This is a genomic window from Streptomyces sp. JHA26, from assembly GCF_002005565.1.
Lineage (GTDB): Bacteria > Actinomycetota > Actinomycetes > Streptomycetales > Streptomycetaceae > Streptomyces.
Map to the genome: position 1 here is coordinate 66,735 of NZ_BDJC01000030.1, position 23,199 is coordinate 89,933.

A 23,199-nucleotide genomic window follows, 5' to 3' on the forward strand; every position below is an offset into this window, starting at 1 on the left:
TCCCCTTTCGCCTCGGCGTGCCGGCCGCCGCGGTCCACGACTGTCATCTCCTCAAGAGGTCGCCGCGCCCGGCCGCACTCCCCGGACCGCACCGTGACCTTTGTCACGCGCCCGAACCTCACGGGCCGGGGATAGCCGGGCCGTACGCCCGGCCTCTTATCGCAACGAAGCAACCCGCTCCGCCCGGCGCCCCGCGCGGGCGGTCGTCGAATCGAAGGAGTGATGTGCGTGCCCAGGCAGCCGGTACGGGTCCGGTCCCCGCGACGGTGCCCGCAGCACGACACCGCCGCGACGGTCATCGCACGCCCGGGCGGTGACCGGGAGCACGGCACCGTGACGATGGCCGCCGCACGTCCCGCGGATGTCCGGGAGCACGGCACCGCCGCGACGGTCGCCGCACGTCCGGGCGGTGTCCGGTGACCGCGTCGACCACCGCCGCCACCACGGCCTCCGCCACCGCGGACGAGGCCGACCTGCTCGCCCACTTCGACGCGCTCATCGCCGACGGCCAGACGATCGAACCGCGCGACTGGATGCCCGACGGCTACCGCCGCATGCTGGTCCGTCAAATCGCCCAGCACGCCCACTCCGAGATCATCGGCATGCAGCCCGAGGGCGCCTGGCTCACCCGGGCCCCGTCCCTGCATCGCAAGTCGGTCCTGCTCGCCAAGGTGCAGGACGAGGCGGGCCACGGCCTGTACCTGTACTCCGCGGCCGAGACACTCGGCGTGGACCGCGCCGACCTGCTGGACGCCCTGCACCACGGCCGGCAGCGCGCCTCGGCCACCTTCAACCATCCCGCGCTGACCTGGGCGGACACCGGCGCCATCGCCTGGCTGACGGACGGCGCCGCCGTCATCAACCAGGCTCCCCTGTGCCGTACGTCCTACGGGCCCTATGCCCGGGCGATGCGCCGCGTCTGCCAGGAGGAGGCCTTCCACGTGCGTCAGGGCTACGACCTGATGCGCACCCTGTGCGAGGGGACCCAGGAGCAGAAGGAGATGGCGCAGGACGCGGTGAACCGCTGGTGGCTGCCGGCGGTGGCGCTGATGTTCGGACCGCCCGACACGGAGGCGGGCGGCGCCGACGCGCGGACCGCTGCGCTGGGGGCCGCGGTCTCCCGCCGTGCGATGGCCTGGGGCATCAAGCGCCACACCAACGACGAGCTGCGCCAGCGTTTCGTCGACACCTGCGTCCCGCAGGCCGAACGCCTCGGCCTGACGCTGCCCGACCCGGCGATCCGCTGGAACGAGGAGCGCGGGCACTACGACTTCACGCCCGTCGACTGGGACACCTACCGCACGGCCCTGGGCGACGACACCCACTGGGCGCGGCAGCGCATCGCGAGCCGCCTGGCCGCGCACGAGGACGGCGCCTGGGTCAGGGAGGCAGCCGTCGCGTACGTCGCGAGGACGGACGAGCCGCGGGGAGCGGCCGCATGAGCGCGGCACGAGAGGGCGCGCCGGCGTCCTGGGAGGTGTTCCTGCGCGCCCGCAGAAGCCTGGCGCACCAGCACGTGGGGTCGGTGCGTGCCGCCGGTCCGGACGCGGCACTGGCCGCCGCCCGCGACCTGTACACGCGCCGGGGCGAACCCCTGTCGCTGTGGGTGGTCCGCTCCGACGCCGTGCACACGGTGTCCCCGGACGAACGCGACCCGTACTTCGCGGGCGCCCGCCACAAGCCGTACCGCTACCCCGAGCACTACGCGCCGCTGACCGAGAAAGGCCCCGAAGGTGAGCACGACGAGTGACGTTGTGGCAGTGCGCCCCGGCACCCTGCCGGACGTGCCGCCGTCCGCCGCCCACCCCGATCTGGCCCGGTACGCGACGCGCCTCGGCGACGACGCGCTCATCCTCGGGCAGCGGCTGTGCCAGTGGATCACCCGTGCGCCGACCATCGACGAGGACCTTGCCCTGTCCAACATCGCCCTCGACCTGATCGGCCACGCTCGCGCGCTGCTCACCCGCGCCGGCCGCCTCGACGGAACCGGCCGCACCGAGGACGACTTCGCCTACACCCGCTCGGAGCGCGAGTTCACCAACGCCCTGCTGACCGAGCTGCCCAACGGCGACTTCGCCGTGACGGTGGCCCGGCAACTCGTCTACACCCACTACGCCGTCCTCCACTACGAGAACCTCGCGCACTGCGCCGACCCCGAGCTCGCCGCGTTCGGGGTCCGGGCCGCCAAGGAGGTCGCCTTCCACCGGCTGCACGCCGACCGCTGGACGGAGACCCTGGGACGCGGCACCGCCGAGAGCGCGCGCCGCATGCGACACGCCCTGGAGCGGGTGTGGCCCTACACCGGCGAACTCTTCGAGGAGGACGACCTCCTGCGCCGCCTGGCCGCGTCCGGCACCGTGCCCTCCCCGGCACCCCTGCGTGACACGTGGCTCGGGCGGGTCACCGGCGTCGTCACCGAGGCGGGCCTCGCCGTGCCCGCTCCCACCTGGTCGGCCACCGGCGGCCGCGCGGGCCTGCACACCAAGGAGTTCGGGTCACTGATCGCCGAACTGCAGTACGTGAGACGTCAGTTCCCCGGGGGTACCTGGTGAACGCGCCCACGCCCGCACCGGTCACAGTCCGCCGCTCCGCCCAGGAGGTGCGCGAGCGGGTGGCAGCGCTCCCGGACCCGGAACTGCCGGTGATCGGCCTCGGCGACCTCGGCGTGGTGGGCCGTGTCGCCCCCGGCGCCGACGGCGTGCTGGAGGTGGAGATCACGCCCACCTACCTCGGCTGCCCCGCGCTGCCCGAGATCACCGCCGCCGTGCGGGAGGTCCTGACCTCCTGCGGCCACCCGGACGGCCGCGTCCGGCACGTCCTGACGCCCCCCTGGACGACGGACCGCATCACCCCCGAGGGGCGGCGCGCCCTCGCCGCGCACGGCATCGCGCCCCCCGTGACCCCGGCACCCGACAGCCCGGTCCCCGTCGCGCTGGGCGCCGTGCCTTGCCCGCACTGCGGCTCGAGGGCCACCCGGCCGCACAGCGCCTTCGGCCCGGCCCGCTGTCAGTCGGTGCTGTGGTGCACCGCGTGCCGCGAGCCCTTCCCCCACCTGACCGCGTTGTGAGGCACACCGTGAACACCGCCCCGCCCGCCCTCCTCGACGAGGCACCGGCCGGCCCGCCCGGCCGCTTCGGCTGGCACCCGCTGGACGTCCGCGAGGTCCGTCACCTGAGCGCCGACACGGTCGCCGTCACCCTGCACGTGCCCACCGACCTGCGCGACGTCTTCGCCCACCACCCCGGTCGGCACGTCATGGTCCGGCACCGGCAGGCCTCCGGCACCGAACTGCGCCGCAGTTACTCGCTCTGCCCACCACCGCACGCCCCCTCGGCGCTCCGCCTGGTGATAAAGCGCTCCGGCCCGGGCGGCTTCGGCGAGTACGCCACCACCCGACTCGTACCGGGCGCGCGACTGGAACTCTCCGCGCCCACCGGCGCCTTCGCCCTGCCGCGGCTGCCGGGCGCCCATCATGTGCTCCTCGCGGGCGGCACCGGAATCACCCCCCTGGCCCCGATGGCCGCCCACGCGCTGCGCCGGGACCCGATCTGCCGCGTCAGTCTGGTCCACTCGGCGCGCACCTCCGCCGACGCCGTGCTGGCCGATGAACTGGCGCAGGTCAAGGACGAGTTCGTCGACCGTTTCACCGTCCTGTACGTGCTGACGCGGGAGGACCGGGGGAGCGGGGGCGGTCCGCTCGCACGGCGGCTGGACGCGTCCGGAGTGCGCCGACTGCTGGCCGCCGTGGACGCCCGGCCGGGCCCGGACACCACGTTCGCCCTGTGCGGACCGCCCGGCCTCGTCGCCACCGCCCGGCACGTGCTGGCAGGCCTCGGCGCGGATCCCTCGCTCGTCCGCTGGGAGCTGTTCACCGCCGAGGACAGGCAGCCATCGGAGCCGGAGCCGGAGCCGGAGCCGGAGCCGGCCGGGCAGGCGCCGAGGGCGGGGGAGTACCGGGTCACGGCCCTGCTCGACGGGCGCCGCCGTGCCGCCACCGTCCTGCCGGACGACCCGGTCCTGCTCGACGCACTGCTGCGCAGCCACCCCGACGTGCCCTACGCCTGCCGGGAGGGCGTCTGCGGCAGTTGCCGCGCGAAGGTCGTATCCGGACAGGTGACGGCGGACGGCCAGCACGCCCTGGACGAACGCGACCGCGCCGCCGGCTACACGCTCGTCTGCCGCGCCAGGCCCCGTACTCCCGAGATCATCCTCGACTTCGACGCCTGATCCGTCAGCGCCACGCCACCCCTCAGCGAAGGAGACCCACGATGACCGCCACCGCCCGCCACACGGGGAAGACCGCCCTGGTCACCGGAGGCAGCCGGGGCATCGGCAGAGCCATCAGTCACCGCCTCGCCCGCGAGGGCGCCCTCGTCGCGGTCCACTACGGCCACGACCCGACGGCAGCCGAGCGGACGGTCAAGGAGATCCAGGCTCGCGGCGGCCGCGCCTTCCCCGTCCACGCCGAACTCGGCGTCCCCGGCGATGCCGACACCCTGTGGTCCGCCTTCGACGACGCCCTGGCGGAGCAGGACGCCCCGGCGGACCTGGACATCCTCGTCAACAACGCGGGCATCACCGTACCCCGCCCCCTCGCCCAGGTGACGGAGGCCGACTACGACCGCGTCTTCGCCATCAACGCCAAGGCGCCGTTCTTCATCATCCAGCGAGGATTGGACCGCCTGCGGGACGGCGGCAGGATCGTCAACATCTCCTCCGTCGCGACCCGCGTCGCCTTCCCGGCGATCGTCTCCTACACCATGACCAAGGCCGCCCTCGACTACCTCACCCTCTCCCTGGCCCAGGAGCTCGGCCCGCGGGGCATCACCGTCAACGCCGTCGCACCCGGTTACACCGAGACGGAGATCAACCCCACCCTCGCCGTCCCGGAGATCCGCCGCCGCTACTCCGAGGCCTCCACGTTCGGCCGGCTCGGCGATCCGGTGGACATCGCGGACGTCGTCTCCTTCCTCGCGAGCGACGATGCCCGCTGGGTGACCGGTCAGTGGATCGACGCTTCCGGCGGCGCCCACCTCGGTGTGTGACCCCTACGCACTCCTGGGAGATGTGATGAACGACCGCACGACCACCCTCGACGCACCGGCCACCGACGACACCCTGACCTGCCCCTTCGACGGCGTCAGCCCCTACGACACGTATGTCCGCGCCTCGGTCCTCAACACGCTGCAGCACCCGCTCACCGAGGCCCCGGACGAGATGGGCTTCCTCGTCACCACCCAGGTGATGGAGCTGTGGTTCACCCTGATCGTGCACGAGTGGCGCACCGCCAAGGTCGCCCTCGCCAAGGACGACCTGCCCGCCGCCATGGACGCGCTGGTGCGCAGCCGCCGCGCGCTGACCGCTCTGAGCGGCGCCTGGGAACCCATCGCCGCCCTGACGCCTGCCCAGTTCAACGGCTTCAGGGCCGCGTTCGGCCGGGCCTCGGGCTTCCAGTCGGCGATGTACCGGCATATGGAGTTCCTTCTCGGCGACAAGTCCGCCGGGCTGCTGCGCGCCCACCGCGGCGACCCGGCCGTTCACGAGGCGCTCGCCGAGACCTACCGCGAACCGTCCCTGTACGACGACGTGCTGGCCTACCTCCACCGCCAGGGCCTGCCGGTCCCGGCCCATGTCCGCGAACGGGACGTGATCCGCCCCTACGAGGCAGACCCCGGCGTGGTGGAGGCGTGGAGGCACGTCTACGCCGGTCCGCAGCACCATCCCCACCTCGCCCTGGGCGAGGTGCTCACGGACATCGCCGAACTCGTCACCCGCTGGCGGTTCGACCACGTCCTGGTGGTCCGCCGCGCCATGGGAGCCAAACCGGGCAGCGCCGGATCCGCCGGGCTCGCCTGGCTCGAACAGCGCGCGGCCCGGCCGGTCTTCCCCGAACTGTGGGAGGTGCGCGGTGACGTCTAGGCCGATCTCCGCCTTCGCGGCCGAGGAGGAGCGACGGGTCCTGAGCCTGAAGCCGGTCCTGGCCCCGGTGCACGGCCGCTACGGCGACCACCCCCACCAGTCCTATGACGCCTGGCCGTCCGAGGACCCGGACGCCCCGCTGGTGATCCTCCTGCACGGCGGCTACTGGCGCTACGACCGGATGCATCTGACCCCCTTCGCCGACTGGCTGTCCACGCAGGGGTTCAACGTGCTGCTCCCGGGCTTCAGGCGGTCCGGCGGTGCGGGCGGCTACCCGGAGACCTTCGACGACATCGCCCGCATCGTCGACACGCTGCCCGAAGGCCGCCCCTACGTCCTGGCAGGTCACTGCTCCGGCGGCCACCTGGCCCTGTGGTGCGCCGCCCGGGGCCTGCTGCCGCCCGCCTCCCGCTGGTACACCCACACCCTGCCGACGAGTGTGCTCGCCCTCGCCCCGATCACCGACCTGACCGCCACCCGCCGCGACCGCCTCAGCGATGACGCCGCCTTGCAACTCCTCGGCGGTGAGGAGCACTTCACGGCCCGCCTGCCCGAGGTCGACCCCCTCACCCTGCTACGCGGCACAGGGGCCACGGGCGTGCCCACCGTGCTCCTGCACGGCGCCGCGGACGAGGAGGTCCCCCTCACGCAGTTCAGCGATTACGCGGCCGTGCACCAGGACCTCAGGACGGTCGTCCTGCCCGGCACCGGCCACTACACCCTCATCGAACCCGGGGCACCCGGCGCCCGCGCGGTCGCCGACACCCTCCGGGACATGGCGGCCGCCCACTTCCCGGCGGACGCCGGCCGCGCGGACGAGGAGGCCGCACACCGATGACCACCGCACTCCCCGCAACCGCCACCCTGCACGAGCAGGCCGCACGGCTGGACGCCGACGACACCCTGGCCGACCTCCGGGCCCGCTTCCTGCTCCCGCCGGACGTCGTGTACCTCGACGGCAACTCCCTGGGCCCGCTGCCCGCCGCCGTGCCGGCGGCCCTGGACGACGTCGTACGGCGCCAGTGGGCGACCGGACTCATCGGCTCCTGGAACGCGGCCGGCTGGTGGGAGGCACCGCTGCGCGTCGGCGATGCCGTCGGAAGGCTCATCGGGGCGGCGCCGGGGCAGACGATCGCGGGCGACTCCACCAGCGTGCAGCTCTTCACCGCCCTCGACGCCGCAGCCGCCCTCCGACCGGACCGCCCGCTGCTGGTCACCGACCCCGGGCACTTCCCGACCGACCGCTACCTCGCCGACGCGGTCGCCCGCCGCCGCGACCTGGAGGTACGGCACGTGCGCCCGGGGGACCTTCCGGACTTCCTCGCCGCCGAGGGCGAACGGGTCGCCGTCGTCAGCTACTCGCCCGTCGACTACCGCACCGGCGAGCTGTACGACATGCGGACGCTGACCCGGGCCGCGCACGGCGCCGGGGCCCTGGCGCTGTGGGATCTGTGCCACGCCGCCGGCGCCCTGCCCCTGGACGTCGACGGCCTGGGCGTGGACCTGGCGGTCGGCTGCGGCTACAAGTTCCTCTCCGGCGGCCCCGGCGCTCCCGCCTTCCTCTACGTCGCCCGACGCCACCACACCACGCTGGAAACCCCGTTGCCGGGCTGGACCGGTCACGCCGATCCCTTCGCCCTGGCCGACTCCTACACGCCTGCCCCCGGCATCGCCCGCGCCCGCGTCGGCACCCCGCCGATCCTCTCCCTGCTCGCCCTGGAAGCGGCCCTCACCGCCTTCGACGGCGTCGACCCGGCCCGGCTCCGTACCAAGAGCCTGTCGCTGACGGGCTTCTTCCTGCGCTGCACGGACGAACTCCTGGCCCCTCTGGGCTTCACCCCCGTCACCCCGGCCGAACCCGGCCGCCGCGGCAGTCAGGTGACCCTCCGCCACGCCCACGCCCGCGGTCTGGCCGTCGCCCTCGCGGAGGTCGGGGTCATCGCGGACATGCGCGCGCCCGACCTGCTCCGCTTCGGCGTCAACGCCCTCTACACCAGCCACCGGGACATGCTCACCGCCGCAACGCGCCTGCGCGACCTCACCGAAAGGGCCGACTACGATCCGGCACCGCCCACCCCGGGCCCGGTGACCTGAACGGGGCGGTCCGGACGTGTTGGCGACACCCTCAGCGTCGCCGCGCAGGAGCGATTCCCGTGCCAGACCGGCGCCCAGACCGACCAGGGCGCCGACCGCGCCTACATCGGCGCCGGCTCCTGGGTGACCACGCCGGTCAGACGGCTCCCGCACCAGGGCCTCACCGCGACTCGGCAGACGATCAACCGGGCCCTGTCGGCGGCGCGGGCGCCGGTCGGACGAAGCGTCGCGGGACTGAAGTCCTGGCGCGTCCTCCGTCGAGCCCGCTGCAGCCCCAACCGCATGAGCGTCATCGCCGCCGCCGTCCCTCACCCTGGAGGGGAAACGCTGAAAACGCTCAACTGGGCACCGGGATGCGGTCGTTCCTTGCGGATGACGAGCCGCATGCCCTTCGGCCAGCCGGTGAGGACATCACCGGTGAGTTCGGCGACCCAGGTGCCGTCGCGGACCTCGCCGTCCGTTTCGATGGCCGGGGTCCAAGACGTTGGCGGGATCTTCAGGACGTGGCTGTGGAGGGTCTCGGTGATCACCATGCCGACCGAGTAGGACAACCAGCGTCCTCGCTCGGCGAGCCAGGACACGAAGTCGTGGGTGCCGCCGGCGGGATCACAGCGGATGAGGGTCTGCCGCCCGCGCCGGTACTTCCTCGGCAGCTGGGTCAGGGCGAGGCGGGCGGTGGTGATGTGGTCGGCTGCCGTGTTGGAGCCTGCGTTCCCTGGTCTGAGCAGGGCGACGACCGGCTCTCCGGTTCCGCCCGGGTCGTGGTCGACGAAGGCCGTCAGGGGGTGATGGCCGTAGGGTTTTCTTCCAGGTCGCGGCCGCATCCTGTTTCTCGGAGTGCGCGATCACCAGGACGCCGTCGAGGTCGACCGTGATCTGTCCGTCGGCGTCCGGGGCGTTCTCGCCGGCCAACAACCAGACTCGCTCCCGGACTTCGGACCGTGCGGACCGGATGGCCTACAGAGCCTTCTCCCCGGAGGCGGCGAGGGTGTCGATCAGGCGGAGACGGCCGGGTCGGAGGCGACCGGGCCGGAGATGGCCGGCTCACACCGCAGCATCGCGACGTCCGCGAGGCAGTCCCCGCCCAACGCGACCGCCAGGGCGACGTCCAGCAGGACCTTGCCCGGGTGGTGGACGGCCCGCGGTTTGCGCCATGGCGCCAGCGCCTGCGATATCGCCTGATCCAGACCGGTTTTGCGGACCGTTTCGACCAGCAGGACCGATCCGGCCTGGGAGACCACGGCTCGGCCGTCATTCTGAACACGGACACGGGGGCAGGACCCGGTAGGCTGCTCGACCGCCTGCTGGACAACCCACTTCGTGAAAGCGCGAGGCTAACGGCACGGGAAGCGCTACGGTGAGTGACGATGTTCGGTACCTGTCACCAAGCCCCACAGCCAGGCCGATCGAGCATGGCTCTGTCTTCCACCGAGCACGAGATTTCCCGGTGCTGGTTCGGTGCTGGATTCGGAGGGCCAATGGCGCCAAAACCGCAGGTCGCAGCTTTGATCGGATGAGTTGTCGTACCACTCGATGGTGGTGCCGATGAGGGACGCGGCGACGATGCGCTTGAGGTTGTTCGGAGCTGGTGGAGCGGCTGCGGGCGACGACATCGGCACCACTTCCTGGGCTGTGACGGGGACGTTTGCGTGTCGCCACACCGTAGGAATCCGCAGGTCAGGCGCACATGTGGTGGGGCAACAAAGTTCGGGGGTCAGCTATGCGTGCGGCCACCATGCCGGCTCGTGGAAGAGCGATTCAGGGGGGGCGAGGGAGGTCGAAACGGGTGCCGTCCGGGACGCGTGGTTCAGGGTGGTTCGACGGTGCGGTGCCGACTCCCGTGCTGACTGCGCTCCGTTGAACTCGGGCATCCGGGACTGATCGGCTGGTACACGGCTCGGATGGAGCTTGACCAGCGGAAACAGCTCCGGCGCCCCGGTTCCTCCCAGAGCGTAAACCTTGAGTGCGGGACGCCGGTCGGGAAGGCTGGAGCCTCGGAGGCGTCCTCCCCGGAACGCGTTCGCAGGGCACACAGAACGGACGGAGCACATGGCTGACTCGCACGAGTTGAGGCAACGCTGGATCAGGCGGTTCCACCCTTCGCAGGACAGCGAGGTCACGGTGGTCTGCTTCCCGCACGCGGGCGGATCGGCCAGCTACTTCCTGCCGGTGTCGGCCCGGCTGGCACCCCACGCCGAGGTGCTGGCGCTGCAGTACCCGGGGCGTCAGGACCGGCGTTCCGAGCCCGCGCTCACCAGCGTCGACGCGCTGGTGGACGGCATCACCGACGCGCTGCGGGACCACGCCGACCGACCCCTGGTGTTCTTCGGGCACAGCATGGGCGGCACGCTCGCCTACGAGACCGCGCGGCGCCTGGAGGCCGAGTCCCCGGGGCGGTTGCTGGGGCTGGTCGTCTCGGGACGCCGGTCACCCGGCAGCGTGCGCGAGGACAAGGTGCACCTCATGGACGACGCGGGGCTGCTCGCCCAGATACGCAGGCTCCAGGGGACCGACGCGGCGCTGCTGGACGACGAGGACGTGGTGCAGATGATCCTGCCCGCCCTCCGCGCCGACTACACCGCGGTGGAGCAGTACGTGTACCGGCCCGGGCCGGAGCTGAGCTGCCCGCTGTACGTGTACACCGGCGACGCAGACCCGCAGGTGCGCGAGGACGAGGCGAAGGGCTGGGCCGAGCACACGTGCGCCGACTTCCGGATCCGGACCTTCACCGGCGGGCACTTCTACCTCGCCGAGCGGAGCGAGCAGGTGATCGCCGCCCTGCGGGAGGATCTGGCCGGCTTCCGCAAGAGGGCCCGGAGCCACGGCGCGGGCTGAACCGCCGGGGACACGAGAGGGTGCGCGCGCCGCGAGCGACGGCGCGCGCACCCGACGTGCTGACGGCGGGTCAACTCCTCCCGGAGTACCGGGCGACGAGCTCCCGCTTCAGCACCTTCCCGCTGGGCCCCAGCGGGAAGTCCGTCACGAACTCCACCAGCCGCGGGTACTTGTGCGCGGCGACCCGTTCCCTGCTCCAGGACACGATGTCCGCGGCGAGCTCCGGACCGGGCTCGCTGCCCGGCCGGGTCCGCACCACGGCGCACACCTCCTCGCCGTACTTGTCGTCGGGGACCCCGATGACGGCGACCTGGGCGATGGCCGGGTGGCGCATCAGCACGTCCTCCACCTCGCGGGGATAGACGTTGTAGCCGCCGCGCAGCACCATGTCCTTCTTGCGGTCGACGAGCGTCAGATAACCGTCGGCGTCCTTGGTCCCCAGGTCGCCCGTGCGGAACCATCCGTCGACCAGGACGGCCGCGGTGGCCTCCGGCCGGTTGAGGTACCCGGCCATCACATTGTGGCCTCGGACGACGATCTCGCCCACCTCGCCGTACGGCAGCAGCTCGACGCGGTCCTCGACGTCGGCCGCGGCGATCTCCGCCTCGACGCCCCAGATGGTGCGGCCCACCGTGCCGGGCCTGCGCGGCCACGCCTTCTGGTTGTACGCCACCACCGGTGACGTCTCGGTGAGGCCGTACCCCTCGTAGATCGGGCAGCCGTAGACCTCCTGGAAGTCCTCCAGGATCTTGACCGGCAACGCCGAACCGCCGGAGAAGGCGCGGTCCAGCGCGGGACGGCGGGGGTCCTCGGCGGCGGCGTCCAGGAGCGCCAGATACATGGTCGGCACGCCCATGAACACCGTGCAGCCCTCGGTGACCATGAGGTCGAGCGCACCCGGACCGTCGAAGCGGCTCATCAGGACCAGGGTGCCGCCGGCCAGGAAACAGGCACTCATGCCGCAGGTCTGCCCGAAGGTGTGGAACAGGGGCAGACAACCCAGCAGCACGTCGTCGGGGGTCAGGTCGAACGGCGAGCGCATCGTGGTGTGGACGTTCATCACCAGATTGAGATGGGTGATCATCGCGCCCTTGGGCCGGCCGGTGGTGCCCGAGGTGTACAGCACCAGCGCCAGGTCGTCGGGCGCCCGCGGCACCAGGCGGTCCAGGGGCTCGGCCCGTTCGGCGAGGACGTCCAGGCGCGGCGGACCGTCGTCGTCCGTGCCGTGCCCCGCCAGGACGGTGAGCAGCGCGGTCCCGGTCGTCTCCGCCGCCCTGGCGCCCTCCGTCAGCATCGGGCCCGCGCACACCAGAGCCCTCGCCTCGGAGTCGCGCAGCACGTGGACGATCTCGTCGGCGCGCAGCAGGCCGTGCACCGGGACCACCACGGCACCGAGCGCCAGCACGCCGTAGTACACCATCGGGAAGTGCGGCGTGTTGGGCAGCAGCAGGGCGATCCGGTCACCCGGTCGTACTCCGTGCTCCCGCAGCACCGCGGCGTAGCGGCGGGTGGCGCGCCACAGGTCGGCGTAGCTGATCCGCTCGGAGCCGAAGACGAGCGCCGGATGGCCGGGGCGCCGCTCGGCGGACTCGGCGAGGACGGAGGCGGCCGAGAGCGTCACGCCGCACCCGTGTGCCGGGCGGCCAGCGCCTGCCTGTCCGGCTTGCCCGCGCCGGTCAGGGGCAGGACGTCGTGGAAGGTGACCGCGGCGGGAACGTGCTTCGGGGACAGCTCGGCGGCGACATGGCCCACCAGGGCGGCGGAGTCGGCGGTGCCGTCCGGCCGGAGCACGACGGCGGCGTGGATGTGCTCCACCCGGTCGTCGTCGACCACGCAGTACACCGCGGCCTGGTTCACCTCCGGGTGGGACAGCAGCGCGTTCTCGACGTCCGTGGGCTGGACCTTGATGCCGTTGGTCTTCATCACGTCGCCCAGCCGGCCGTGCAGACGCAGATAGCCGCCCTGGTCGACGGAGCCGAGGTCGCCGGTGTGCACCCAGCCGTCCCGGACGGCCTCGGCGGTGAGCTCCGGCTCGCCCCAGTAGCCGAGCATGGTGAACGGCGTGCGCACACACACCTCGCCGACCTCGCCGGGTGCCAGGTCACGGTGGTCGTCCGGGTCGAGGATGCGCACCTCGGCGGTCAGCTTGCCGACGGTCCGGCGGAGTTCGGCATCGAAGTGGTCCGGGGGCAGCAGCACGCTGATGCCGCTGGTCTCCGTGGTGCCGTAGAACTGGAGGAGCACCGGGCCGAACACCTCGATCGCCTCGGCCAGCCGTGCCGGGGAGGCGGCGCAGCCGCCGTAGGAGATGATCCTGATGCTCGACCGGTCGGTGGTGGCGATGTCGGGGTGGTCGACCAGCATGTACAGCTGCGGCGGGGTGAGCGTCAGCGCGGAGACGCGGTGCCGTTCCACCGCGCGCAGCACCGCGCCCGGCTCGAACCCGTCGTGCAGGACGACCGTTCCCCCGGAGGCGAGGGCGAGGTCGACGCCGGAGCCGTTGGAGTGGCTCACCGGCAGCGTCGACAGGTACACGATGGGTTCGGGGGACTGGAGGCCCGCCATGAGGTAGAGGCTGCGCACCCGGTACGGCAGGGTCACGCCCTTGGGCCGGCCGCTGGTGCCGCTGGTGAAGAGCACCACGGCGGGCTGCTCCGGGTCGGCCTCGACGGCTTCCAGGTCGAAGGCGTCCGGGTCGCCCGAGGACAGGTCCAGGACGTCGGGACCGAGGGCACCGAGTGCGGCGAGCCGCGGCGGTGCGGTGAGCCGGCCGGCCAGCTCACGGGCCGCGTCGAGGTTCTCCTTGTCGACGGCGAGGTACGCCGCCCCGGACTTGCCGAGGATCTCGAGCCGGGCCGCGGCGGCGAGCTGGTCGGAGGGGTCCACGGCGTTCGTGGAGTGCAGGTGCACCACGGTGGCCCCGGCGAGGTTGGCCGCGTAGCGCAGGATGACGGTCGCCGGGGTGTTGGTGACCGTGAGAACCGCCACGACCGGCGCCGCGGCACCATTCGCCGTCGGGACCGGGTTCTCGGAGAAGTCCCGGCGCAGGAGTTCCGCCGCCGCGAGAACCGTCCGGGAGAACTGCTCCGCGGTCCACTCCTCGCCTTCTCGCCACAGGGCGATCCGGTCCGGATCCGACGCCAGCGCCTCAAGTACCCGGCGGGCGTAATTCTCGTTCGAGGACACCGAAACTCCACTCCGTCGACCCGTTTTGGTCGGTCAGGATTGCATGAGCGCAGAGGTATGGCAACGGGTCGTGAGTTACCGGCGACTTTGCCGACTTGTCCGGGTTGCCGTGTGTATGTGTTTCAACTCCGCACTATCACGGGTAGGTTGGACGCCGACCGTGGGCTGATGATATACAAGAGTTACTCTCGCGCACCTCCTTTATCGAGGGTGGTCAGCTGCAATTGCCCGCACGAATCCGCCGGTGATGCGTCCGTGCCGGGGAGCCGAGAAACCGCCGTAGGCGCGAGGGATCAGCCAGCTCCACGCAGTCGCCTGTAGTTGTACGCGGCCTCAGAGGGCCCGAAAACGAAGCGAGTAGACGTGACCCCATACCTGGACCTCTTTTCACGCCTCATCGACGGCGCTGACGGGGGAAAGAGAGAGTTCCTGGAGATCGGACGGCTCGCCGGGAAGTTCCCTGCGGCCAGTGTGCGCGACGGCGGGGATGCGGACAGCATCAACGTCTGGTGCAGCAACGACTACCTCGGCATGGGCCAGCACCCCGCGGTGCTGGCGGCCATGAAGGAGGCGGTCGACAAGTACGGTGCGGGCGCCGGAGGTTCGCGCAACATCGGCGGCACCAACCACTACCACGTGCAGCTGGAGGAGGAGCTCGCCGCGCTCCACGGCAAGGACGACGCCCTGCTGTTCACCTCCGGCTACACCGCCAACGACGGCGCCCTGTCCGTGATCGCCGGCCGCCTGGACGGCTGCGTCGTGTTCTCCGACGCGCTCAACCACGCCTCCGTCATCGACGGCCTGCGCCACAGCCGCGCCCAGAAGCAGATCTTCCGGCACAACGACACCGCGCACCTGGAAGAACTCATATCGGCGGCCGACCCGGACGCGCCCAAGCTCATCGTCGCCGAGTCCGTGTACTCGATGAACGGCGACATCGCTCCGCTGGCGGAGATCGCCGACATCGCCAAGCGCTACGGGGCGATGACCTACATCGACGAGGTGCACGCCGTCGGCATGTACGGCCCACAGGGCGCCGGAATCGCCGCCCGGGAGGGCATCGCCGACGACTTCACCGTCATCATGGGCACCCTGGCCAAGGGCTTCGGCACCACCGGTGGCTACATCGCCGGCCCCGCCGAAGTGATCGAAGCGGTACGCATGTTCTCCCGCTCCTTCATCTTCACCACCGCGCTGCCGCCCGCCGTGGCCGCCGGCGCCCTGGCCGCCGTACGCCACCTGCGTTCCTCCGAGACCGAGCGGGAACAACTGTGGTCCAACGCACAGTTGATGCACCGTCTGCTGGATGAACGCCGCATCCCGTTCATCTCGGACCAGACGCACATCGTGTCCGTCCTGGTGCGCGACGAGGCCCTGTGCAAGCGCATGTCCACGCAGCTGCTGGACCGGCACGGGATCTACGTCCAGGCCATCAACGCGCCCAGCGTGCGGCTCGGCGAGGAGATCCTGCGGGTCGCCCCCGGCGCCGTGCACACGGCCGACGAGGTCCGGGGCTTCGTCGACGCACTGGACCAGGTGTGGACGGAACTGGGCGCCGACCGCCTGTCGGCCGCCCCGGACCGTAGCTGATCCCGCATGCCCAACCCCCCGTCGGCGGCGCGTATCTGATCGATTGTCAGGCACATCACGTCGAGCAGGCGTTGCTTGACATGAGATCGCTGGCGGGGGTTGGATGAGATTATCGAACGGCTAAACGACCTGTTGGTAGAAGTAGCTTGCAAGGCAGTGGTGGCTCCCGCGCGTGAGCCGGCCGCAAAGTGCCGCTTCGCGGTATGCCCTTCTCTGACGGAGAAGGGTGGGAACGGGGGTTCTGGGTGACGCTCGCGTATGTCCTCGATGGTGGCATGAACGACCGGCCGGGAGCCGGCACCGAACTGTACGAACTCTTTCCGAGCGTGCAGCGGACCTATGCGCAGATAGCGGACTGGACCGGCATCGATGTTCAGCGAATTTTTCATGAACAAAGAGAACCGGGACAGGAGCATCGTCAAGGAGTCGGCGCCATCAGACAGGCGGCGGCCATTCTCGGGATAGCCGACGTGCTCGCCGAGGAATACGCCATCACCCCCACCGCGGTATGCGGGCTCAGTTTCGGCGCACTCGTCGCCGCGACTCTCGCCGGAGCGGTGGAAAGGCGCGACCTGTTCACCCTGCTGATGCGATTCCGGGAAGTCCCGCCGCCCACCGCGTCGGAATCCCGGCGACAAGCCGTCGCCATGCTCCGCATTCCTCTCGAGGAGGACCCCGCCGCGTTCGTGGCGGACGCTCCCGACGTCCATCTCTCCGCAGACCTCGGCCGCGTCGGCACCGGCAACGAACGGATGGTGCTGCTGGGCGGCTACCGGGCCGCACTCGAAGGCTTCGGCGCGACCCTGCCGCCCGGCGCCCTGCACGTCTCCGACGACCACGGGGCCGCCTTCCACTCACCCCTGCAGCGGCACGTCACGGAGTTCATCGAACCCACGCTGGAGTCCATGACCTTCCGCGACCCACGCGTCCCCGTCCACTCGTGCATGGAGCGCAAGGCGCTCACCACGGGCGAGGAGATCCGTGACCTGTTCCACCGCAACCCGACCGACCCGGTGAGCGTGCCGCACATGATCGGCGGCCTCGAGGACGCCGGCACCGAACTCGGCCTGGTCCTCGGCCCCGCCGCCTTCGGCACCTTCCAGAACGCCCAATTCCCCGTGGTCCACGTCGAGTCCCCGGACCACGTCTTCGAGGCGATGACCGCGGTCTACGACTTCGGCATCGAACTGCCCCCCGTGGACGACGCAACGATGGGGAGCCCCCGATGACCGACATGAACGCGCTCGTCGCCCAGTGGCTGGACCAGGACATCGACGCCTGGACCCGCCGCGTCGTCCGCCGCCACTTCGACCCCGACACCGGCAGCCCCTACTGGCTCAAGCGCGCCGCCGAACTCGCCGTCGATCCCGCGGACATCACGACGTACGACGACCTCACCGCCTTCGGCCCGATGCCGCTCGGCGAACTGCGCACGCTCGACCCGGCCGACCTCGTGCCCCAGGCCGTCCCCCGCCCCCTGGGCGGACGCATCTGGGACTCCGGCGGCACCACGGGCAGCCCCTGCCGCGTCTTCTACACCGAACCGATGCTCGTGCACCGCGCCGCCTGGCGCCGCTGGGTCATCGAACGCGAGGGCTTCGAGCCCGGCCGCGGCTGGCTCCAGGCGACCCCCACCGGCCCGCACCTCATCGGCCAGGGGGCCGTGGACCTCGCCGAGCTCTACGACGGCCGCGTGTACGGCATCGACTTCGACCCCCGCTGGGTCAAGCGGCTGCTGCGCGGCGGCCGGCTCAAGGACGCCCAGGAGTACACCGCCCACATCGTCGACCAGATGGCCGCCGTGCTGGAGAGCCAGCCCGTCGACTACCTCGTCACCACCCCGGCACTCCTCCAGGCCTTCATCAAGGCCCGGCCCGAACTCGTCGCCCGGCTCAGCGGCGTACGGCTCAGCGGCACCCACGCCACCCCGGCGATGCGCCGCTCCTTCCACGAGGCGCTCGGCGGCGGACTCGTCGTCGTCACCTACGCCAACACCTTCGGCAACACCGTCGCCCTCCCCGTGGAGAACGACGGCACGCTCATGCCCTACCTGCCCAACTATCCGCAGGTGACGATGGCGGTCGTCGACAAGGACGACTGGTCGAAGGTCGTCCCCTACGGCGAACAGGGCCAGGTCCGTCTGACCGTCCTGCACGACGACCTCTTCCTGCCCAACATCCTCGAGCGCGACCTGGCCGTCCGCTACGACACCGGCGACGCCTGGCCCTGCGACGGCGTCGCCAACGTACGACCCCTGCAGGTCGTCCGCTCGGCACCGGAGGGGATCTACTAGACCCACGCCGGGGTGCGCACGGCCACGCCGCGACACACCCGACACGCCCCGGGCGGGCGCCGGTGCCCGTGCGCGCGGGCACCGCCGCGGGGCGGCCCGGCCAGGTGCGCCGGGCACGCGCCACCGGTCCACGTCCGCCGGGACGCAGTGGCTGCCACCGCCGTGTCCGGCCTCCACGTTCCCACGGACGCCGACCCGCCCCCGCCGGACGGCCCCGGACGGCCCACGGCGCCCCCCGACCACCATCCGACCACCGTCAGCCGCCGGAGCCGGGAACGACGACCCGTCGCGCCCGACACCCCACGTCCTGGTCCAGGGAGTCATGCTCATGAAGCGTTCTGAGGCCGCCGTCGCACACCCGGCGGACACTCCGATCGCCGTCGTCGGAGTCTCTTGCCGCCTCCCCGGAGCACCCGACCCCACCGCCTTCCGGAACCTGCTGCGAGCCGGCGCGGACGCCATCACGGACGTACCCCGGGAACGCTGGGACGCGGACGAGCTGTACGACGAGGACACCGACCGGCCCGGCACGGTCAACACCCGACGCGGCGGCTTCCTCAACCAGACCGACGTCGACCACTTCGACGCCGCCTTCTTCGGCATATCGCCCCGCGAAGCCGCCGCGATGGACCCGCAGCAGCGCCTCGTCCTGGAACTGACCTGGGAAGCCCTCGAAGACGCGGGCATCGTCCCCGACCGGCTCCGCGACACCGACACCGGCGTCTACCTGGGCGTGATCGCCGACGACTACGCCACGCTGCAACGCCGACGCGGCGTCGAGGCCATCGACCGCCACAGCTTCACCGGCCTGCACCGCAGCCTCATCGCCAACCGCGTCTCCTACCACCTCGGACTGCGCGGCCCCAGCCTGACCCTCGACGCCGGCCAGGCTTCCTCCCTTGTCGCCGTCCACCTGGCCTGCGAGAGCCTGCGCCGCGGCGAGAGCACCATCGCCGTCGCCGGCGGCGTCAACCTCATTCTCGCCCCCGAGAGCAGCGTCAGCGTCGCCAAGTTCGGCGGCCTGTCCCCCGACGGCGTCACCTACACCTTCGACGCCCGCGCCAACGGCTACGTACGCGGCGAGGGCGGCGGCGCCGTCGTCCTCAAGCCCCTTGCCGCCGCCCTCGCCGACGGCGACCCCGTGTACTGCGTCATCCGCGGCAGCGCCGTCAACAACGACGGCGGCGGCACCCATCTCACCACCCCGCACCAGCCCGCGCAGGAAGACGTCCTGCGCCGCGCCTACCAGCAGGCCGGCGTGGACCCCTCCCGCGTCCAGTACGTCGAACTCCACGGCACCGGCACGAGGACCGGCGACCCGATCGAGGCCGCGGCCCTCGGCGCCGTCCTCGGCAGCGCACGCCGCAGCACCGGCACACCCCTGCGCGTCGGCTCCGCCAAGACCAACGTCGGCCACCTCGAGGGTGCCGCGGGCATCGTCGGCTTCATCAAGACGGCCCTCGGCCTGAAGCACGGCGAACTCTTCCCCAGCCTCAACTACCGCACCCCGAACCCCGACATCCCGCTGGACACGCTCAACCTGCGCGTCCAGACCGAGACACAGCCCTGGCCCACCGACCCGAACACGGACGGCCCCCGCACCGCGGGCGTCAGCGCCATCGGCGTGGGCGGCACGAACTGCCATGTGGTGCTGGAGGAGGCTCCGGCTGTCGAGGAAAACCCGGTCGCGGAGGCCTCGCGTGCTGTGCCGCCAGTGGTGGTGCCGTGGGTGCTGTCGGGGAAGTCCGAGGCGGCGCTGCGGGGGCAGGCCGAGCGACTGGCGTCCTTCCTGAACGAGCGTTCCGAGCTTGCTCCGGTGGATGTCGGGTGGTCGTTGGCGGCGACGCGGTCGGTGTTCGAGCACCGGGCCGTGGTTCTGGACGGGTTGAACGGCCTGCGGGCGCTGGCCGAGGGTCGTGAGGCCCCGGGCGTGGTGCGCGGGCGGGCCGGCGGTGCGGACGGCCGTGCGGTGTTCGTGTTCCCGGGGCAGGGTTCGCAGTGGGCCGGGATGGCGGCCGAACTGCTCGACGACTCGCCGGTGTTCGCGGAGCGGATGGCCGAGTGTGCGGCTGCGCTTGTGCCGTTCGTGGAGTGGTCGCTGCTCGACATCCTGCGGGACACGAGCGCGGATGCCTGGCTGGAGCAGGTCGATGTGGTGCAGCCGGTGCTGTGGGCGGTCATGGTCTCGCTGGCCGAGGTGTGGCGTTCCCACGGTGTGGAGCCGGCTGCGGTGATCGGTCACTCGCAGGGTGAGATCGCTGCCGCGTGTGTGGCGGGTGCGCTGTCGCTCGGGGACGCGGCGAAGGTGGTGGCGCTGCGCAGCAAGGCGATCCGTGCGCTGTCCGGGCGGGGCGGGATGGTGTCCGTCTCGCTGGGTGTGGACGCGGTGCGCGAGCGTCTCGCCGGCTGGGGCGGCCGGTTGTCGGTGGCGGCGGTCAATGGTCCGTCGGTCGTGGTCGTCTCCGGGGATGCGGATGCGCTGGACGAGCTGCTGGCCGCGTGCGAGGCGGACGGTGTGCGGGCGCGGCGTGTCGCGGTGGACTACGCGTCGCACTGCGCGCATGTCGAGGAGATCGAGGACGTTCTCCTGCGGGACCTGGCGGGCATCGCCCCGCAGGCGTCGAGCGTGCCGTTCTACTCGACGGTGACGGGCGGTGTCCTGGACACCAGCGGCCTCGATGCGGGGTACTGGTATCGCAATCTGCGCCAGACGGTCCGTTTCGCCGACACCCTGCGTGTGCTCCTCGACGACGGCTTCCGGCTGTTCATCGAGTCCAGTGCGCATCCGGTGCTGACGATGGGCGTCGAGCAGACGGCTGAAGAGCACACCGACACGCCCGTCACGGCGGTGGGTTCGCTGCGCCGCGACGAGGGCGGTCTGGGGCGCTTCCTGACCTCGGCCGCAGAGGCGTTCGTCGGCGGCGCGACCGTCGACTGGGTCGGAGTGTTCACGGGTACGGGCGCCCGACGCGTCGACCTGCCCACCTACGCCTTTCAACGCCGTCGCTACTGGCTGGACGCGGCGGCTGACCGTGGGGCCGTGCACGTCACTGAGCGGACGGCTGGGCACACTGCCGAGCCTGAGCCCGTGGGGGACAGCACCTCGGCGCTCAGGCGACGCCTGGCGGGACTGAGTGAGGACGAGCAGACGGACCTGCTCCTGGAACTGATCCGTACCCAGGTCGCCACGACACTGGGATACGAGGGCTCCGAGGAGGTAGACCCCGGGCGGACGTTCAAGGAACTGGGCTTCGACTCGCTGGGAGCAGTCGAGTTCCGTAACCGTCTGAACGCGACGACCGGGCTGCGGCTGCAGACCACCCTGCTGTTCGACTACCCCACCCCGGCAGTCCTCGCGCGTCACCTGAGGACCACCCTCCTCGGCGCGGAGCGGGGAAGCACCGTCTCGGCGCGGGCCACCGTGTCCCATGACGAACCCATAGCGATCGTCGGAATGGGCTGCCGATTCCCAGGCGGTGTGCAATCGCCGGAAGAACTGTGGCAGTTGATCGCGTCCGACGGGGACGCGATCGGCGAGTTCCCCCGGGACCGGGGATGGGACCTGTCCGCCCTCTATTCACCGGATCGAGGCCAGCCGGGCAGCACGTACACCCGCGAGGGCGGCTTCCTCTATGACGCCGGCGACTTCGACCCCGAGTTCTTCGGTATCTCGCCGCGAGAGGCGCTGGCGATGGATCCGCAGCAGCGGTTGCTGCTGGAGACCTCCTGGGAGGCGTTCGAGCGGGCCGGTATCGCTCCCGGTGGTCGGACGAAGAGTGAGACCGGCGTCTTCGTCGGTGCGATGGCTCAGGACTACGGCCCGCGTATGCACGATGCCTCGGCCGGCCTTCAGGGATACCTGCTCACCGGAAGCAGCGTCAGTGCTGCTTCAGGTCGGATCTCCTACACGTTCGGGTTCGAGGGCCCTGCGGTGACGGTGGACACGGCGTGTTCGTCGTCGCTGGTGGCGTTGCATCTGGCGGTGCAGTCGCTGCGGCAGGGGGAGTGCTCGCTTGCGCTGGCGGGCGGCGTCACCGTGATGGCGAGTCCCGGCATCTTCGTGGAGTTCAGCCGGCAGCAAGGCGTTGCTGCGGACGGCCGCTGCAAGGCGTTCGCCTCGGGGGCGGACGGCACCGGCTGGGCCGAGGGTGCCGGGATGCTGTTGCTGGAGCGGTTGTCGGATGCGCGGCGCAATGGGCATCGGGTGCTGGCCGTGGTCCGTGGCTCGGCGGTCAACCAGGACGGGGCGAGCAATGGTCTGTCCGCGCCGAACGGTCCGTCGCAGCAGCGGGTGATCCGGGCGGCGTTGGCGAATGCCGGGGTGTCGGCTGCCGGGGTGGATGTGGTGGAGGCGCACGGTACGGGCACGAAGTTGGGTGACCCGATCGAGGCGCAGGCGCTGCTGGCGACCTATGGCCAGGACCGGCCGGAGGACCGGCCGCTGTGGCTGGGTTCCATCAAGTCGAACATCGGGCACACGCAGGCCGCGGCCGGTGTCGCGGGTGTGATGAAGATGGTCCTCGCCATGCGGCACGGGGTGCTGCCGCGCACGCTGCATGTCGATGAGCCGTCCCCGCACGTGGACTGGACGGCTGGGTCTGTCGAGCTGCTGACGGATGCCACGCCGTGGCTCGAGGGCGCTGAGCCGCGTCGGGCGGGTGTGTCGTCGTTCGGTATCAGCGGGACGAACGCGCACGTGATCCTGGAGGAGGCTCCGGCTGTCGAGGAGGAGCCGGTTGCGGACGCCGAGTCGCCGGTGGTGCCGGTGGTGGTGCCGTGGGTGGTGTCGGGACAGTCCGACGCGGCGCTGCGGGGTCAGGCGGAGCGCTTGGCCGCCTTCCTGAGTGATGCCTCGGATGTTGATCCCGTGGATGTCGGGTGGTCGTTGGCGACGTCGCGGTCGGTGTTCGAGCACCGGGCTGTGGTGCTGTCGGGTGACCGGGCCGGGCTGGCTGCGCTTGCGTCGGGTGAGCCGGCTGCTGGTGTGGTGCGTGGTGTGGTGGTGCCGGGCCGGCTGGCGGTGTTGTTCTCGGGGCAGGGCAGTCAGCGTGTGGGGATGGGCCGGGAGCTGTATGAGGCCTTCCCGGTCTTCGCCGAGGCGTTCGACGAGGTGTGTGCCGGGTTCGACGGGCTGCTGGAGCGGCCGTTGCGCGATGTCGTCTTCACCGACGGTGAGGCGTTGGATGCGACGGTGTTCACGCAGGCGGCGTTGTTCGCCGTCGAGGTGGCCCTGTTCCGGCTGGTGTCGTCCTGGGGTGTGCGCCCTGACGTCGTCGGCGGGC

Annotated in this window: 17 protein-coding genes and 2 pseudogenes; 16 read left to right on the forward strand and 3 right to left on the reverse strand. The window is 71.5% G+C overall.

Going from position 1 to position 23,199, the window contains the following annotated elements:
* Nucleotides 1-228 precede the first annotated feature (228 nt).
* From JHAT_RS34700 to JHAT_RS35340, 11 genes and pseudogenes are all read left to right on the forward strand, one after another.
* On the forward strand, nucleotides 229-420 hold the full coding sequence (locus JHAT_RS34700; RefSeq protein ID WP_171990981.1) for a hypothetical protein: 192 nt from the start codon (nucleotides 229-231) through the stop codon (nucleotides 418-420).
* On the forward strand, nucleotides 417-1,442 hold the full coding sequence (gene paaA / locus JHAT_RS19490) for a 1,2-phenylacetyl-CoA epoxidase subunit PaaA (RefSeq protein WP_077799492.1): 1,026 nt from the start codon (nucleotides 417-419) through the stop codon (nucleotides 1,440-1,442). Before JHAT_RS34700 ends, paaA begins: the two co-directional genes overlap by 4 nt.
* Nucleotides 1,439-1,750: a 1,2-phenylacetyl-CoA epoxidase subunit PaaB gene (gene paaB, locus JHAT_RS19495; RefSeq protein WP_077799493.1), complete on the forward strand. Its 312-nt coding sequence runs from the start codon at nucleotides 1,439-1,441 to the stop codon at nucleotides 1,748-1,750. The genes paaA and paaB overlap by 4 nt, the downstream gene beginning before the upstream one ends.
* A gap of 10 nt (nucleotides 1,751-1,760) precedes the next feature.
* Complete coding sequence (gene paaC / locus JHAT_RS19500; RefSeq protein WP_171990983.1) at nucleotides 1,761-2,552, forward strand: 1,2-phenylacetyl-CoA epoxidase subunit PaaC; 792 nt, start codon at nucleotides 1,761-1,763, stop codon at nucleotides 2,550-2,552.
* Entirely contained in the window at nucleotides 2,546-3,067 is a 522-nt protein-coding gene (paaD, locus tag JHAT_RS19505; RefSeq protein WP_375603575.1) for a 1,2-phenylacetyl-CoA epoxidase subunit PaaD, read from the forward strand. Before paaC ends, paaD begins: the two co-directional genes overlap by 7 nt.
* An 8-nt stretch (nucleotides 3,068-3,075) precedes the next feature.
* Nucleotides 3,076-4,227, forward strand: a complete 1,152-nt coding sequence (locus tag JHAT_RS19510; protein ID WP_077799513.1) for a 2Fe-2S iron-sulfur cluster-binding protein — start codon at nucleotides 3,076-3,078, stop codon at nucleotides 4,225-4,227.
* Nucleotides 4,228-4,268: 41 nt separating this feature from the next.
* Complete coding sequence (locus JHAT_RS19515; protein ID WP_077799495.1) at nucleotides 4,269-5,045, forward strand: SDR family oxidoreductase; 777 nt, start codon at nucleotides 4,269-4,271, stop codon at nucleotides 5,043-5,045.
* 25 nt (nucleotides 5,046-5,070) lie between these two features.
* On the forward strand, nucleotides 5,071-5,919 hold the full coding sequence (locus tag JHAT_RS19520) for a tryptophan 2,3-dioxygenase (protein WP_077799496.1): 849 nt from the start codon (nucleotides 5,071-5,073) through the stop codon (nucleotides 5,917-5,919).
* Complete coding sequence (locus tag JHAT_RS19525; protein ID WP_077799497.1) at nucleotides 5,909-6,757, forward strand: S9 family peptidase; 849 nt, start codon at nucleotides 5,909-5,911, stop codon at nucleotides 6,755-6,757. Before JHAT_RS19520 ends, JHAT_RS19525 begins: the two co-directional genes overlap by 11 nt.
* Entirely contained in the window at nucleotides 6,754-8,013 is a 1,260-nt protein-coding gene (locus tag JHAT_RS19530; RefSeq protein WP_077799498.1) for a kynureninase, read from the forward strand. The genes JHAT_RS19525 and JHAT_RS19530 overlap by 4 nt, the downstream gene beginning before the upstream one ends.
* Before the next feature lie 90 nt (nucleotides 8,014-8,103).
* Nucleotides 8,104-8,319: pseudogene (locus JHAT_RS35340) on the forward strand (transposase family protein); the annotation flags it as partial.
* Between the two features lie 26 nt (nucleotides 8,320-8,345).
* On the opposite strand, the pseudogene JHAT_RS19540 reads toward JHAT_RS35340, so the two are convergent.
* A pseudogene (locus tag JHAT_RS19540) lies at nucleotides 8,346-9,254 on the reverse strand (IS1380 family transposase); the annotation flags it as partial.
* Between the two features lie 808 nt (nucleotides 9,255-10,062).
* On the opposite strand from JHAT_RS19540, the gene JHAT_RS19550 reads away from it, so the two are divergent.
* Nucleotides 10,063-10,848 carry a thioesterase II family protein gene (locus tag JHAT_RS19550; RefSeq protein ID WP_077799500.1) on the forward strand — a complete coding sequence of 262 codons (786 nt, stop codon included), beginning with the start codon at nucleotides 10,063-10,065 and terminating at the stop codon, nucleotides 10,846-10,848.
* A gap of 70 nt (nucleotides 10,849-10,918) precedes the next feature.
* On the opposite strand, the gene JHAT_RS19555 is transcribed toward JHAT_RS19550, so the two are convergent.
* Together JHAT_RS19555 and JHAT_RS19560 are read right to left on the reverse strand one after the other, a co-directional pair.
* Complete coding sequence (locus JHAT_RS19555) at nucleotides 10,919-12,469, reverse strand: long-chain fatty acid--CoA ligase (RefSeq protein WP_077799501.1); 1,551 nt, start codon at nucleotides 12,467-12,469, stop codon at nucleotides 10,919-10,921.
* Complete coding sequence (locus JHAT_RS19560) at nucleotides 12,466-14,034, reverse strand: AMP-binding protein (protein ID WP_077799502.1); 1,569 nt, start codon at nucleotides 14,032-14,034, stop codon at nucleotides 12,466-12,468. The genes JHAT_RS19555 and JHAT_RS19560 overlap by 4 nt, the downstream gene beginning before the upstream one ends.
* A 363-nt stretch (nucleotides 14,035-14,397) precedes the next feature.
* Here JHAT_RS19560 and hemA point away from each other — a divergent pair, with 363 nt between their 5' ends.
* From hemA to JHAT_RS19580, 4 genes are all read left to right on the forward strand, one after another.
* The gene (gene hemA, locus JHAT_RS19565; RefSeq protein WP_077799503.1) at nucleotides 14,398-15,624 is read left to right on the forward strand and encodes a 5-aminolevulinate synthase; all 1,227 of its coding nucleotides are present in this window, start codon (nucleotides 14,398-14,400) and stop codon (nucleotides 15,622-15,624) included.
* Between the two features lie 245 nt (nucleotides 15,625-15,869).
* Nucleotides 15,870-16,853, forward strand: a complete 984-nt coding sequence (locus JHAT_RS19570; RefSeq protein WP_143660464.1) for an ACP S-malonyltransferase — start codon at nucleotides 15,870-15,872, stop codon at nucleotides 16,851-16,853.
* Nucleotides 16,850-17,917, forward strand: coding sequence for an arylcarboxylate reductase (locus tag JHAT_RS19575; RefSeq protein WP_077799505.1), 1,068 nt, complete (start codon nucleotides 16,850-16,852; stop codon nucleotides 17,915-17,917). The genes JHAT_RS19570 and JHAT_RS19575 overlap by 4 nt, the downstream gene beginning before the upstream one ends.
* A gap of 328 nt (nucleotides 17,918-18,245) precedes the next feature.
* Nucleotides 18,246-23,199, forward strand: a 4,954-nt coding sequence (locus JHAT_RS19580; protein WP_143660465.1) for a type I polyketide synthase, incomplete at its 3' end; no start/stop codon positions are given.